The sequence below is a fragment of the Candidatus Sysuiplasma acidicola genome (genome assembly GCA_019721035.1).
Classification (GTDB): Archaea; Thermoplasmatota; Thermoplasmata; order Sysuiplasmatales; family Sysuiplasmataceae; genus Sysuiplasma; species Sysuiplasma acidicola.
In genome coordinates, this window is record JAHEAA010000013.1 from 22079 (window position 1) to 36152 (window position 14074).

General features: G+C 50.8%; 13 protein-coding genes. 6 read left to right on the forward strand and 7 right to left on the reverse strand.

Going from position 1 to position 14074, the window contains the following annotated elements:
* Positions 1 to 8: 8 nt before the first annotated feature.
* Both KIS30_06915 and KIS30_06920 read right to left on the reverse strand, forming a co-directional pair.
* Complete coding sequence (locus KIS30_06915) at positions 9 to 1427, reverse strand: TldD/PmbA family protein (GenBank protein ID MBX8646468.1); 1419 nt, start codon at positions 1425 to 1427, stop codon at positions 9 to 11.
* A gap of 98 nt (positions 1428 to 1525) precedes the next feature.
* A complete protein-coding gene (locus tag KIS30_06920) occupies positions 1526 to 2026 on the reverse strand; it encodes a TIGR00725 family protein (protein ID MBX8646469.1) in 501 nt (166 codons plus the stop codon).
* 140 nt (positions 2027 to 2166) lie between these two features.
* Here KIS30_06920 and KIS30_06925 point away from each other — a divergent pair, with 140 nt between their 5' ends.
* The 6 genes from KIS30_06925 (at position 2167) to KIS30_06950 (ending at position 7236) form a co-directional block, all read left to right on the forward strand.
* Positions 2167 to 2442 carry a signal recognition particle protein Srp19 gene (locus tag KIS30_06925; protein ID MBX8646470.1) on the forward strand — a complete coding sequence of 92 codons (276 nt, stop codon included), beginning with the start codon at positions 2167 to 2169 and terminating at the stop codon, positions 2440 to 2442.
* Between the two features lie 40 nt (positions 2443 to 2482).
* On the forward strand, positions 2483 to 3925 hold the full coding sequence (locus tag KIS30_06930; GenBank protein ID MBX8646471.1) for an NAD(P)H-hydrate dehydratase: 1443 nt from the start codon (positions 2483 to 2485) through the stop codon (positions 3923 to 3925).
* A complete protein-coding gene (locus KIS30_06935; protein MBX8646472.1) occupies positions 3922 to 4584 on the forward strand; it encodes a YfcE family phosphodiesterase in 663 nt (220 codons plus the stop codon). The genes KIS30_06930 and KIS30_06935 overlap by 4 nt, the downstream gene beginning before the upstream one ends.
* 26 nt (positions 4585 to 4610) lie before the next feature.
* Positions 4611 to 5354, forward strand: coding sequence for a metallophosphoesterase (locus KIS30_06940; protein ID MBX8646473.1), 744 nt, complete (start codon positions 4611 to 4613; stop codon positions 5352 to 5354).
* Between the two features lie 103 nt (positions 5355 to 5457).
* On the forward strand, positions 5458 to 6129 hold the full coding sequence (locus tag KIS30_06945; protein ID MBX8646474.1) for a zinc ribbon domain-containing protein: 672 nt from the start codon (positions 5458 to 5460) through the stop codon (positions 6127 to 6129).
* A 54-nt stretch (positions 6130 to 6183) separates the two neighbouring features.
* The gene (locus KIS30_06950) at positions 6184 to 7236 is read left to right on the forward strand and encodes a hypothetical protein (protein MBX8646475.1); all 1053 of its coding nucleotides are present in this window, start codon (positions 6184 to 6186) and stop codon (positions 7234 to 7236) included.
* Between the two features lie 10 nt (positions 7237 to 7246).
* Here the strand turns inward: KIS30_06950 and KIS30_06955 are convergent, their stop codons facing one another.
* The 5 genes from KIS30_06955 to KIS30_06975 form a co-directional block, all read right to left on the reverse strand.
* Positions 7247 to 9079, reverse strand: coding sequence for a hypothetical protein (locus KIS30_06955; GenBank protein ID MBX8646476.1), 1833 nt, complete (start codon positions 9077 to 9079; stop codon positions 7247 to 7249).
* On the reverse strand, positions 9033 to 11006 hold the full coding sequence (locus KIS30_06960) for a glycogen debranching protein (GenBank protein ID MBX8646477.1): 1974 nt from the start codon (positions 11004 to 11006) through the stop codon (positions 9033 to 9035). The genes KIS30_06955 and KIS30_06960 overlap by 47 nt, the downstream gene beginning before the upstream one ends.
* 94 nt (positions 11007 to 11100) lie before the next feature.
* Positions 11101 to 12210, reverse strand: a complete 1110-nt coding sequence (locus tag KIS30_06965) for an ABC transporter ATP-binding protein (protein MBX8646478.1) — start codon at positions 12208 to 12210, stop codon at positions 11101 to 11103.
* 4 nt (positions 12211 to 12214) lie between these two features.
* A complete protein-coding gene (locus KIS30_06970; GenBank protein MBX8646479.1) occupies positions 12215 to 13090 on the reverse strand; it encodes a carbohydrate ABC transporter permease in 876 nt (291 codons plus the stop codon).
* Between the two features lie 50 nt (positions 13091 to 13140).
* Positions 13141 to 14052 (reverse strand): sugar ABC transporter permease, encoded by a 912-nt coding sequence (locus KIS30_06975; protein ID MBX8646480.1) that lies wholly within the window; start codon positions 14050 to 14052, stop codon positions 13141 to 13143.
* Between the last annotated feature and the right edge of the window lie 22 nt (positions 14053 to 14074).

The following is a 14074-nucleotide window of genomic DNA, read 5'->3' on the forward strand; positions in this document are numbered from 1 at the left end:
TCATCACCTCACTTTATTACAATGTCTCTGGCCCTGATCGTCGGTCCGCCCATGTCCACAGCCATACCCTGCATCGGATCCCCCTTTCCGCACGATCCGCCGAAGAATTTGACGTTTTTGCCGACTGCATCCACAGAACCCCACAATCCCTTTGTCGTGATTTCCAGCACAGGAGCCCTGATCGGTATTGTTATTTCGCCGTTCTCGATCATGTATGCTTCCCTGCCCACATACTTCTGGTTGAATCGCCTGTCGTCGATATTCCATTCTGTGAAACTCTTGAGGAAGATGCCGCGCTTCACGTCTGCAATCATCTCATCCTCTTCCCAGTCACCCGGAAGGAGGTAGGTATTGGCCATTCTCACAAGTGGTTCCATTTCGAATGAAGAGGATCTGCCTGCACCGTTGCTTCCCTTGCCTGTCTTGCCGCCGCTCTCTCTGTTCTGAAGGAATTCGTTGATCCTTCCCTTGGAATAAAGGGTCCTCCTCCTTGCTTCGATGCCTTCGTCATCAAATGCATAATAGCCGTAGCTGTTTGGAATCGTCGGATCGTCGACGATGGTCACAAGCTCTGATCCTATCTTCTCCCCGATGGAATCCAGTGAAACGAAGGATTTTCCGGCCTGCGATGCCTCTCTGCCCATGATTCTGTCAGCCTCCATCGGATGTCCGCAGCTCTCATGACATGCTATGCCGGTGACCTCCTGCCCGCAAATCACGTCCAGTTTTTCCCTCTTTGCTGTCTTTCCCCGCTCGAGCAGCCGCTGAATCCCTTTCACGTCATCCGTGGATGATGCGTTGATGTCCCAGTGCTCGAGTGCCTCATATCCACCCGTATATCCGTAATCCCTGTGCACCTGTTCAGAATCGCCGCCATTCACGAGTGTCAGTAAATAAGTGAGCACTATCTTTGGATCCACACCCACGACCTTCGTACCCTCGGAGTCGACGTAGAATTTTGTTTCCATCCTTTCTGACAGATAAATCTGCCTGAATGACTTCAGTGTCGTTGAGGAAGCGATGCTTTTGTCAAGTTCGACAATCCTGCCCACCTTCTGTTTATCATCAAGACTGTCAAAAGGTATCTTCTGCGCCACGCTCCATGCAGCGGTCCTGCTGCTTCCGCTCTTCAAATCAGGCGCCCTGCTCCTGCAGGCTCGCGCCATTGACCTCGCTCTTCCAACCGCGGCCCTGACTCCTGCGACCGAGAGTTTGTTGGTGGCGGAAAAACCTATCCCTCCGGGCATTGCTATTCTGACAGCTATACCGTAGTCTGTGTCAGGCGAGATTACAGAAAGAGAGCCGTTTCTGAAGAGCATTGTAAAAGTTCTGCTGTTTCTGTATGTTACCGAAGCATATTCTGTGCCGTTCTGCAGCGCAATGTCGAGGCATTTTTCAGCAAGTTCAAATCCGGCCTGATCCTCCATCAGCTACAACTCCGAAATATTATGAGAGGCAAATACGACAGTGGCTCATATAATCTTTGAAAAATACGTCCTGAGCACCAATATCGGCGGCATTTCCGTTATTGTGCATGACTGCGCCTGTACTTTGAGGCAGCGGAAATTGCCAGTTCCACTGCATCCTTGGCCGATTCGGCCACTATGAACTTCCCGTCTCCGTCCTTTAATGTCGCGAGCCTGAAACTGTCCAGAGATATCACCGATTTTCCTTCAGTCAGGGCGAAAGAGGCTTCCGAGATTGTGCCGCTTGAGCCGTCGATGGCAATGACGGCCTCGGATGCCCTCACAATGAGAAAGTTCCGTGCGTAACCTATGCCGGTTGGAAGCCGGACGGTAAGAAAAGGGTTAGCCTCGACCAGATTCCCGCCGGGAAGGATGCCGACAGATATTCCTCCACGGCTTTTCACGCCTTTCGCCGCACTCTCCATGACACCGGTCAAACCGCCGCATATAATGATAGCGCTCCTTGCAGCGAGAAGCTTGCCGACAGTGTAAGCCAGCTTAAGATGTCTTTTGTCGGCCTGGCTGCCGCCGATTATTGCTATATTATACGGAACCTTCATATCGTATCTCGGATACGATTGTATGCATTACATCTATTACTTCGTTGCTCCTTCCATTGGATTTTGCAGATTAGAATGTGCACACAACCACATATTAACATGACAAGAATTATTTAATCGGGCTCAATCTATTGAGTGCAATGACCAAAAATAAACGCTGGGTTGTATGGCCATCATATTTCGATGCAGGATTGAAGAGGAAACAGGGAAGAAGGGTGAACAGAAAGGACGCGGTCGAAACTCCAACCGTGCAGATGATCTCGGATGCACTAAAAGCGATAGGTGTCGAGCATGAAATAGACGGCGACGCATGCTTTCCATCCCAGTGGTTCAGGAAGGAGGGAAGGGTTTTTGTCGACGACAAGATGAGTAAGAGAGAACTGCTGAAGGCAATCTGCAATAAAATGAAGAAGTGAGCAACAAATGCCGGACAAATCCGCGGAGTGTGCATTTTGAGTGCTGGAAATGATTGATTCCAGGATATCTGACCGCAACGCGGAGGCCGCAGGAGTTCCCCTTTCCACACTCATGGAGAACGCAGGAAAGCGTATCGTGAGCACCATAGACGCCGAGTTCGGAACAATGAAGCACGTAGTGTTTGTGTGCGGACCCGGAAACAACGGCGGTGACGGATTCGTCGCCGCATTCATACTATCTCGCAGACGCGACGTGTCTGTGATATTGGTCGGTGGACCCGGCATACAGCGCAAACCGGACCTTGAGGAGAAACTCGACAGGGTTTCCGGTCTCGTGAGGGACGCATCCATCCTCGAATCACCGGAGATGAAGAAGACGCTCATTGTCGACTGCCTTCTGGGATCTGGCATAAACAGACCGCCTTCGGGTGAGTTCCTGAAAATCGTGCAGATGATCAATGAAGCAAGACGAAACGGATCTGCTGTACTCTCTGTCGATGTTCCATCGGGATTTCCCTACGACGAACGCGTATCGCCGGACGTTACAGTCACTTTCATGGACACGAAATCAGGCATGAACGAGTCAAACAGCGGCCGCATCATCACTGTGGACATAGGCATTCCGGAAAGAGCCATGAAATATACCGGGCCGGGAGAGATGGAACTCTATCCGGTACCGAAACGTGCTTCGCATAAGGGTAACAACGGTGTTATCACCGTGGTAGGGGGAGGAGCCTTCTGCGGAGCGATTGTTTTTGCATCGATTGCAGCGTACAGAACGGGTGCCGATCTGGTCTACACGTTCGTTCCCGGCAACTTTGTGCAGACAGTTGCTTCATTCTCACCGTCAATCATGGCCTTTCCAGCAGGAAATAGATCACTTTCTCCGGACAGTATAGACGACATCATGAGCTGGATCGGAAAGAGCAGTGCTGTGCTTGTCGGTCCCGGAACCGATGCGTCATCCGCGGAGTTTATCAGGAAACTCATAGCTCGCATTTCATCCCCCCTTGTCATAGATGCCGGCGGCATAGAGGTTGCGGGAAGGCACGACTCCATACTTTCCGGAAAGGACGTTGTGATAACACCCCATGCACGCGAATTCACAGCACTCACGGGCGTGCGTCTTGATGATGACCTGGATTCCAGGAAGGAGACGGTGATTAAATGGGCTGCAAAACTAGGCGCAACGATACTACTGAAGGGCGCCGTCGACATAATAAGTGACGGCAAGCGCGTCAGATTGAATGACACCGGAAACCCAGGAATGACAGTGGGAGGAACTGGAGACGTCCTTGCAGGCGTCGTTACCGCTCTGATGTCTAAAGGACTGGATGGATACAATGCGGCAAGACTCGGAGCCTATATGAACGGCTGCGCAGGTGATCTGTGCTTTGGCAGGAAGTCATTCGGCATGATCGCAAGCGATGTCATTGAAGCCATACCTGAAGTTCTAGCTTCTCAACTGGAGAACAACAGATGAAAAAGTACGGTGTAATTTCGGATATACATTCCAATTACCCTGCACTCAGGGAAGTCATGCGCCGTCTGGATGCAGAGGGAGTAGACGACATCCTCTGCGCTGGCGACATTGTTGGCTACAATTCTATGCCGAATGAGGTGATAAAATTGCTCAGAGACAGGGGAACCACTTGCATTCTCGGAAATCATGACCGCAGCGCCGCCAGGGAAGATTACACCAGCATGAATGCACTCGCAGCTACAGCGTTAAGGTGGACTGTTTCTCAGCTCAAGCCAGAAAATATTGACTTCCTGAAGAGTCTTCATGAAAGTGCGGAACTCGGGGAAATAGCGATATTCCACGGTTCGCCATTCTGGCCGGACGATTATACATACGAAGATCTGGTCGACGAACGTCTCGCCGCATACTCCCGCAAACCCTTCACGGTGCTTGGACATACACACATACCATTCGTAAAACGAATGTCATCGGCCACTGTCCTGAATCCAGGCTCAGTCGGACAACCCAGGGACGGCGATGCGAGGGCTTCGTGCGTTGTCCTTTCGGAATCGAAGCAGAGCATAATTAGAGTGCCGTACGATGTCGAAGAGATTATTTCCAATAATATGAAGCACGGTCTGCCGGCGCCGCTGTCAGAACGGCTGAGGTGGGGTGTCTGAAAGAGGGCCGAGGAACCTCTGAGCCCGTGGCAGGATACCCTGCGCTTATAGCGAGATCTGATGAAGACATGCTCATCATTGCCGATCTGCACATAGGCCTGGGTAACGAGCTTGAAAAGAAAGGGATACTTATTGCAGCTCAAACCGAAAAGATGATTGAAGACCTCTCAAAGCTTTCTTCGCATTCCGACCACCTCATAATAGTCGGTGACCTGAGACACGAAATTATTGCACAAAACGTTGTGTCCGAGATACCGGCATTCATGTCATCCCTGCTGGATATCTACCATCGCATAGACATAATCCCGGGAAATCACGACGGCATGATTGTCAGAATGATGCCGCAGAGAATAAGAGTGCACCCGCCAGCAGGCTTCTCGCTGGCCGGTTTCTCATTTTTCCATGGACACACATGGCCCCTACGTTCGATGATGAACGAGGGTACGCTGATCATGGGCCACATTCATCCAGCTGTAGAATTCATTGATTCACTGGACAACCGCTATGTGGAAAAGTGCTGGTTCCGTGCGCCGATGAGCAGGAAGGATCCGACGAATCGGTACGACAAGCTGCCTGAAGAGGTCATCATACTGCCTGCATTCAATCCGCTGCTCACCGGAACACCCATCAACAAACCTGGAAGCAAGGTACTTGGACCACTGTTCAGCAATGGACTGGTGAGAACCGGCAAAGGGAAGTTGTATCTTCTTGATGGCACATTTCTTGGAACGCTCAGTGAAAATCTTAAAAAGACGCGGACTGCTGCTTGAATTTTCACTGTTCCACAAGATGGTGTTTGAAAACAACATTGTGCGAAACATTTCTATCAGACATGAACCATAAGGGTCCGGAATAGGGAGTTGAGCAAAACACATGAAAAATGTTGGTTTATTCGCACGGCCAGCGGTGGTTTCACAGTTCGTTGCTACCGCCAGGAAGCTCGTGGTTGCGACGAGACTGCGACTCCTCGGACCCAAGATTGTCGGACCGTCGCCCAAGACGTGTTACACCTGTCTTGGCCTCATGAGTTCGTGTCAGGATCCGTTCTTCTGCGAATGCGGAGCTTCCTACCACAGGGGGTGTTACGTTGCAGGCGAGACCTGTCTCAGGTGCGGAAAAGCAGGCGATGCGAAACACGTGATTACTGCGGCGGCCTGGGTGCCCAAGTTTGCAGAATTTGCACAGATTCAGGGAAGTCCCGTGGCGACGGATTTCCGGTGCATGAACTGTGAACACTCACTGCCCCCTGAAGACACATTCTGCACATCATGCGGGTACCATCTCGAAAGCCTTCATGGCTATCTCTGCCCAGTCTGCGGCACGGCAGTCGCCGAAGAGGATCGTTTCTGCAGGTGTTGTGCTGCAGTGTTCGGTGAACAGAACACTGCACTGATACGGTGTGATGCCTGCGGTAACTTCGAACGGGCCGGTATGCTGGCCTGCAGATGCGGCATGCCTCTGGCGCCGTCCTGCCCTGAGTGCGGTTCCGAAATAGACGAAAAGATGTACTGCGGCTTCTGCAGGATGTATTTAGACACCGCTTGACGAAGTTTACAATTTACAAAAGTAAAATAAAGTTTGCGGCATTAATCCAGCAGGGTGAAGGGCCTGAAAGATGAAAATGGTTCGATGCTTAAACTGCTGAGAAGCATAGGTCTTTCAGAGAATGAGTCGATTGTCTATAAGTTCCTGGTCGAGCAGGGGGGAGCCACGACCAAGGATCTTCTGCGGAAACTGAATCTCAGGCAGCCTCAGCTGTACGACATAACATCGGGTCTCGAGCGCAAGAATTTCATAAACATACAGGACAGCAGACCAAAACTGTACCTGCCGATAGACGCAGAACTGATACTGGAGAACATCTCCAGAGAACTCGAGGAAAACAGGGATGAACTGCTGAACTGGGCGCATTCCGGAAGAAAATCAAGAGACAATGTACCATCGATGTGGTTCAGCAGGCAGTGGAGGGGTTTCGTCATAAACTCACGCTCTGTGATAGCCAAGGCAAACGACACCGTATGCATAGAGTCCATGCCGAATTTGCTTCCCGAATTCTACGGCACGCTGTCGAGGAGGGTCAAAGAGGGATTGAAGGCAGTTCTACTCGTTTTTGGAGTCGAGAGGAAGAGATACGAAGATGAGTTCCTGCAGAGGGATGCTGCCCTGTTCAGTGAAATAAGGTATGCAGAACTGGGCCAGTTCTTCTCGATAATCGGCGATGTGAGCGGGACCACATTCATGCCGAGAAAGATAGCACTGCTTCCTACTGAAAGACGTTACGGTTATGTTTTCAACGATGTGGACATGTCGTGGTTCCTGATGCACACCTTCTTCAACGCATGGTACGCTTCCAGCACGCTGTTCCAGAGGGATTTGAGCATACCTGCCACGTACTCGTCGCAGAGACTGGCGGTCAACGACTTGCTGAAGCTGTTTTCCAGCGAAAAGAAGGTCACGGTATCCGTCAGGGGACGCCGCCGCATTGATGACAGCCTCATATCAATAAAAGGCATTGTTACGGATGTGAAGGCGAGTCCGGACGTCGTCAATTTTACAGTTGAATCGGAAGGACAGAAATTTGTCGTGGGGGGCTACAACTCGATGGTCGAAGACATAGAGGCAGAGATTATAGTGCTGGAATCTGCGAAATAATGTCGTCGCGTCAGCGACGGGAGGCAGCGCGCTGCCGCACCGGCGGACGGCACACCACCACACCCTGCACAACCTCGAAATTGTATTTCCTGCCTCTGAACGGCAATCCGCTTATCCTCAATCCGTCCAGCGTGCTGCCTGCCCTCTTTCCGCCCCGCAGTCTTCCGCCGTCTGGTATTATGCCGAGAATTCCGCCGACAAGCGGATGAATAATTGCTGCCGATGACCATGCCTGCATGTAGCATCCTGCAGGATCGTTGAATATCTCCGGTACAACGCCGGGCATGAACTCGCCTGCATGCCGCACATTGTGCATATAAAAGAGAAGGGCATTTTCAATATCCGCATACCTTGATGCCGCGAGCGACATCAACCCGTTCTGTATTGCCATTGTCTTCAGTATTCCGGAACCGATCAGGAGGCCGTCTCTTCCAGTCATACTCTTCAAACCGTTTTCAGATTCGGAGAAGCGGCGATATCGCTCCGGTGATGCGACGCCCGTAAGGAAAGGAACGATCGATGTCCAGAAACCCAGTTGTTCCGGCACGCCGTCCGTCATACGGTTTGCATAGGTGGAGAGTTCATTGCTCCACATCACCGCGTTTACAATCCTCGACGCCTCTTTCGACGCTCTTTTGAGTTCTGCCATTTCTGAGGAAAAGGCCGAAGACCTTCTGTCGAAGGCCATGTTCCTGAGAGCCTGAAGCGATTCCACACCCTCTATGAAGTAGCACAGCGTGTCTATCTCCACGGAACTTCCGCGCGCCGCGTCCTCCATTATTCCCGGGCCCTTGAATTGCATCGAATTCACAAAATCCAGTGATGCGAGACAGTCCCTGAAATGGGCTCTTGCAAAATGTGCGTCGCCGACCCATGAGACGTACCTCAGAACTGCCGTGCTGAGCATGGCGCTCTCTTCGAGATCACCTGGATTGTATATCACGCCGTTTGTAACAAGCTCATGAGGGACTCTTCCCCCCTGGCGCCTCGCGTAACGGATGAACAGCCTGAGTGTGTCTCTGGCAACAGAGCACATGCCCGTCTCAAGCAGCGCATCGATTGAATAGAAGAAATCTATCGAAAAATACCATGGGAAGTCACAGTAGCCTGCGGTAAGTCCCCTGCCTATTCCCTCCTGTCTGTGCGTGAGCGTCCTTAGACTGTGTTTTGCCCAGAGAAACGCTTCCGAGATTTGTCCGTCGACGTTCTCCAGAACTGTATCACAGGCATGCCTCTGATGCCTAGCCGCGGTTTGTTTTAGAGCAGCCCTGGCACCAATGTGGTTGCTTCCAGTGACGCGATACAGAGCCAAACTGAAATTCCTGTTGTCTCCGACACGCACATTTCCGCCGCAGGCTGAAAGATCACGCGCGTCCGTCTCCAGCACATATGTTCGCCCCATCGACGGTATGTTGAGTGACATTTTTCCCTTTCGCGTCTCCGTCGTGCAGCGGGTGTCGAAATCGCTGAGCCATATCGGGTGGAGATTCATGTCGAAACCGATCTCAACATCGAGGCCACGCGCATTTTTTACTTCTATAAACATGAGCACATGTTCCGGCATGCTGATGTCGACGCCGAAGCTGCCGTAATCCAATTCCACCCATGACGCCTTGACGAGCAGACCGGATGGCATCATCCTTCTGCCCTGCGACATGACGTCTATACCACTGAACAGCCGCAACGGCGGGTCCCAGAGACCGCCCATTTCACCCGGCAGGTGAAAACCCATGGGCCTGGCTGAAAAATCTGCGAAACCACAGAAATAAGCATACTCATTTGCGAGCGCGATACGCTCACTGCCTGTGAGCGCGACTCTTAGACTTCCTGTTTGCGGCTTCATCTGTCATACCGGGCTCTGAGTCAATCACACTAAGACCTTTTCTAGTTACCGACACATCATAGAGCCTTCCCCTGTAGGAAACGCGCCTCAGTTTCATATATGACCATCCGTCAGGCAGATGTGCGTTCATGAAGTGCGTCAAACCGGCAGCACCCTCGCTGCCGTCCGGATCTATATCGAACAGCCCTTCTATCACAGCCTGAACAAAGAGCGAAGAAGACCATCCCTGGGCGAACTGGCCCATCGAATGTATATATTCAGGATGATAGGTTTCGCCGACCCTGCCCGGCTCCGGACTGGAAAATGCGAGCATGGGGAAAGACTCGAGGAGGCTGGAGCCCAAATCGGCAAAGCCGTTTCTGAATGCAGCCATAGCAAACCATCCGGTCATCAGTGGCCAGACTTCGCCTGTGTGGTATCCCCGGTCATACATCGGATCGGAGGATGCCATGGAACGGACACCCCATGGTGTGATCATGTCCGCCCCGGACAGCGAGGCAACGAGAGATCGCATAAGGTCGCTCTTCCAGTATATCGCCGGTACGATCTCCATCGGGCTCCTGATTTTTCTCTGTATCTTCCTGTCTACTGAGTCCAGAACAGTGAGATTTTCCCCGTCGAGCCGGAAGAACGTGGAGATGTAGTTATTCATACCCTTCCTGGCGAGTTTTTCATATTCGGGATGTGTTTCCGCGTACTCCTCCAGCGCCTTTAACCACCATGCATTGACGTCAATACACGCGCCGTCACGATAGGATGACCAGGATTCCGGCCAGCCTATGAGTCCTTCCTTGAATCTGTTTTCGATAAGCACGTCTCCGTCTCTGTCGCACGATATGCAGAAATCCACGGCTCTTTTCAGCATCTCCTCCTGTTCTCCGACTCTGTGCCATTTCTCCAGCTTCAACGTAGCCATGATCCAGAGAGGAGTGCTGTCCGCAGACATGAATCTGGTGGGCAGCACATCCCCGCTCAGACCGTAATGCTGATTTTCATTGTGACCCGTAAGTGGTATTTCATGCGGAATACGCCCTCCTTCGGAATTTTTTGCCAGCATATCCAGCTGTGCTCGTGCAAGTTCGTGCAACCCGCACTCGATCGCCGCCATGCTAATCCACTCCCCGTCTCGACCGAAAAACCATGAAAATTCCGGCATGCCAGCAAAAAATCCATTTCCCTGGCTGGATTCCGAAAACAATTCCAGAATGTCGTGTCTGGCCCAAAGAAAGTATTTATTCATTTCGAATGAAGGCGTTACAAGCACACAGTCCCTGAGAATTGAGGAATGGTAATCCATGTTCCTCGCGAAATCGGCGACATCCACACTGCTTCCACGCATCCCTATGGAAATGAGGCAGAAAGCTCTGCCGCGTATTGTGACTCTCAGCATGTTTCCATCGAGCGATGCGTCAGATTTCGCACCGCCGACCGCAATGCTCGTCTCAGACAGAGGGCTTTTCACACCATATCTGCCGGGTGACGGGCACGAAAGAACATACTCGCTCTCCATTCTGTTCTCCGGCCACATCATCATGTGGTTCACTGTCATTTCAATAACAGCGGTACCGGGTTCCCGGAACAGGAGTGCTAATGCGATGGCGTTCTTGTCGAATGGAGCGAAGTCGATACGTTCGAAACCCTCATACTCTCTGTAAGTGTATGCAGGTGTCCTGACCTGTTTTCTGAACGCGGCAGCGCAACTTTTTCCGGAAACATGCATGTTGAACGATGAAATATGCCCTTCGCCACCGAACCAGATGCCGGTCCTGAATCTGCCTGAGGGTGCCGTGTTGATGCTGCCATTCTGCAGCACTATAAAATGTGACTTCCTTCCCTTGACGAATGAAAGATAATCGCCGCGCCGCAGCTCAGGACGGTTTTCGACCACCCACGCGTCCATCACCCGTGAATTGTCTCTGTCACTCATTTTCCTGCAGCGCGCGAACTCTCTTCGAAACACTGACTCTACACTGTTCTGATCCATCGAACGTCATGCTCCTTCGTAACCTAATGTGCGCACCTCACGCATCTGTGGAACTGAATGTTGCATTATATCGCTGGCCGCTGGTTGCATCGAATATGAAAATCCTGTTTCCCCTGACGCCGAATGACACCGCGCTGCCGTTCTTCATCTGAAAGAGCTTCTCCGTAATTTCGTCACGGAGCAGCCTCGCAATGAATCGTCCCTCACCGATGCTGAAATGGGCGTTCATCTCTGTTCCGAGAAGTTCCACATATTCGAGAGATGCGGTGAAGGGGCCGTCGTCCGAGATTACCACGTCTGTGGGGCGAAAGCCTATTGACATCTCAGCAGCCGGCCCCACATTATCGGTTGATTTCAGTGACATCCTGTTTGTGCCGAACTGCAATTCGTATTTGCCTGCACCTGCAGATCTGATTGTACATTGCAAAATGTTCATCGGCGGATTTCCCAGGAAACCTGCTACAAAGAGGTGTTTGGGCGCGTCAAAGAGTTTGCGTGGCTCATCGATCTGCACAGCCTTCCCGTGATTGAGTACGAGTATTCTGTCACCGAGAGTCATGGCCTCAATCTGGTCATGTGTAACATATATGATGGATTTTCCGGTAATCTTCTGAAAGCGTTTCATTTCATCCCTCATTTCGTTTCGAAGCTTTGCGTCGAGATTGGACAGAGGCTCATCCATGAGGAAGACGACCGGATCGCGAACCATTGCCCTGGCAAGTCCGACTCTCTGGGCCTGACCTCCCGAGAGCTGTCTTGGCTTCTTTTGAAGGAGCTCCTGTATCTGAAGCTTGGACGCAACGTCCATGACGCGTCTCTCAATTTCCTGTTTGGGTATCTTCTTCATCTTCATATTCAGCGCTATATTGTCGTGCACTGTCATGTGAGGATACAGCGCATAATTCTGAAAGACCATGGCGATGTTTCTCTCTGAAGGATAGACGCCATTAACGACTCTGCCGTCGATAATGATTTCGCCGGAAGTAGGCTCGACGAGCCCCGCAATACAGCGCAGAATCGTGGTTTTCCCGCAGCCGGATGGCCCAAGAATGACCAGGAACTCGCCTTCCCGGACTTCAAAACTCACATTGTCAACGGCTCTTGTTTCGCCGTACTGCACTACCAGATTGTTGACGTTGACACCCATATTTTCAACCTTTTGTTCCGGTCAGGGAAATGCCCTGAATGAAGTAGCGTTCGAATATCATATAAATTATGAATGTGGGAATCAGTGCGAGTATGTCTGCAGTCATCATCTGATTCCAGTATATCTGAGTGCCATTCGCACCCTTGAAGAAATTGAGCGCGAGAGGAATGGTCCAGTAGTTGACAGTCTGTGCCTCCAGCAGGGGCCAAAGAAAATTATTCCACGAACCGATGAATGTGTAAATCGCACTTGCCGCAAATGCCGGTTTCGCAAGAGGTGCGGAAATGCGGTAAAATATCTGCCATGGTCTGAGGCCGTCTATTTTGGCAGCGTCCTCAATTTCAGATGGAATGGTGAGAAAGTACTGACGCATGAGGAAGACGTTGACTGCGGATGCAATCTGAGGCAGAATCAGTCCTTGATAAGTGTTTATCCACCCTATGTCCACCATGAATACGTAGGATGCTATGAGTATGACCGGGAAAGGAATCATCAACGTGCCCAGAACAACATAAAAGAGTACGTCCCTGCCCCTGAATTTCAATCTGGCGAATGCGTAACCAGCCATTGCGCCGACCATCACACTCGACGTGACCACTATCGATGAAACAAGTATGCTGTTGAAATACCACGTAGGGAAGCTGCCGAATCCCCAGACCTGATGGATGTTGCTTATGAAATTATTGACACTGGTCCTGGAGAAAGGGTTAAGATCTGGAGGGAAATTAGCGAGAATACTGTTCCTTGAAGCTTTGAGGACCATCCAGTAAAACGGAATAACATACACTATTGCGACAGTTATCATGGCCGCCATGAGAACAAGACGCTTGAACGGGCCCAGTTTGTTGATGGCCAAATCTTTACTCCCATCATCACTCATTACGCTCCGTCTGATCCTTTCCAGAACAGGACGCAATCTCTGCCACAGCGTCACCATTTCATCTCCTTCAGGAAGTTGCGCTGGGCAACAGTTATTGTCATTATGATGATGAAAAGCATGAATGAAGCCGCAGCGCTGACACCGATCATACCGGGATAAAGATAAGCCCGATTAAATATGAAAATCATCGGCACATAGGTTGCATAGGCAGGTCCACCATCAGTCATGACAAAGACCTGGTCAAACAGCTGTATGCAGCCTATTATGCCCAGTATGACAACAAATAGAGTCGTGAATGTGAGCATTGGGAAATAGAAGTATCTGAACTTTGACCATGGAGAGACAACACCATCAATGGCCGCCGCCTCCATTATTGGAGAGGGAATCGACTGGAGTCCCGCCAGGTACATGATCATGAAATAAGGAGAAGTTGAGAAGATGTTGAGCATCATGATGGAGGGAAAGGCATATGTTGTGCTGAAGAGCCAGTTTTCAGGTGCTACTCCAAGCGGCGCGAGGATATAATTCAACAGACCCTGTTTGGAGAAAAACCATATGAAAATTATCGACATTGCAACAGATGACGTGATTGCCGGAAGGAAGACAAAGGCACGTGAAACTTTGGAAACGAGAAACCTTCTGTTAAACAGGAGAGCCAGGCTGAATGCGAGGAATGTCTGAATCGTGACAACAACGGCAGCATAAATCAGGACGTTAATAACTGCGATTCGAAAGAGAGGACTGTTAAAAACACTCAGATAGTTGCTGTATCCCACGTAATAGATATTGTGATTGAAAGGGTCATAATGGAAAAGGCTCACGTAAAAAGAAAATATTGCAGGGAAAAAAACAAAAGAACCCAGAAGAATAAAAAGAGGGGCTATCAGGAGATATGCCGTTCTGCTTTCCAGCTTGCTGCCAGCATCACGAACTCTGACCACTGCCCAGAATCTCCGCCGCATCGCTGCGTCCGCAGCCACATAT

Coding starts and splice junctions, on each gene's coding strand:
- KIS30_06925 (MBX8646470.1), top strand. CDS start 2,167: ATGACCAAAAATAAACGCTGGGTTGTATGGCCATCATATTTCGATGCA.
- KIS30_06935 (MBX8646472.1), top strand. CDS start 3,922: ATGAAAAAGTACGGTGTAATTTCGGATATACATTCCAATTACCCTGCA.
- KIS30_06945 (MBX8646474.1), top strand. CDS start 5,458: ATGAAAAATGTTGGTTTATTCGCACGGCCAGCGGTGGTTTCACAGTTC.
- KIS30_06915 (MBX8646468.1), bottom strand. CDS start 1,427: ATGGAGGATCAGGCCGGATTTGAACTTGCTGAAAAATGCCTCGACATT.
- KIS30_06960 (MBX8646477.1), bottom strand. CDS start 11,006: ATGAGTGACAGAGACAATTCACGGGTGATGGACGCGTGGGTGGTCGAA.
- KIS30_06955 (MBX8646476.1), bottom strand. CDS start 9,079: ATGAAGCCGCAAACAGGAAGTCTAAGAGTCGCGCTCACAGGCAGTGAG.
- KIS30_06970 (MBX8646479.1), bottom strand. CDS start 13,090: ATGAGTGATGATGGGAGTAAAGATTTGGCCATCAACAAACTGGGCCCG.
- KIS30_06920 (MBX8646469.1), bottom strand. CDS start 2,026: ATGAAGGTTCCGTATAATATAGCAATAATCGGCGGCAGCCAGGCCGAC.
- KIS30_06965 (MBX8646478.1), bottom strand. CDS start 12,210: ATGGGTGTCAACGTCAACAATCTGGTAGTGCAGTACGGCGAAACAAGA.
- KIS30_06975 (MBX8646480.1), bottom strand. CDS start 14,052: ATGCGGCGGAGATTCTGGGCAGTGGTCAGAGTTCGTGATGCTGGCAGC.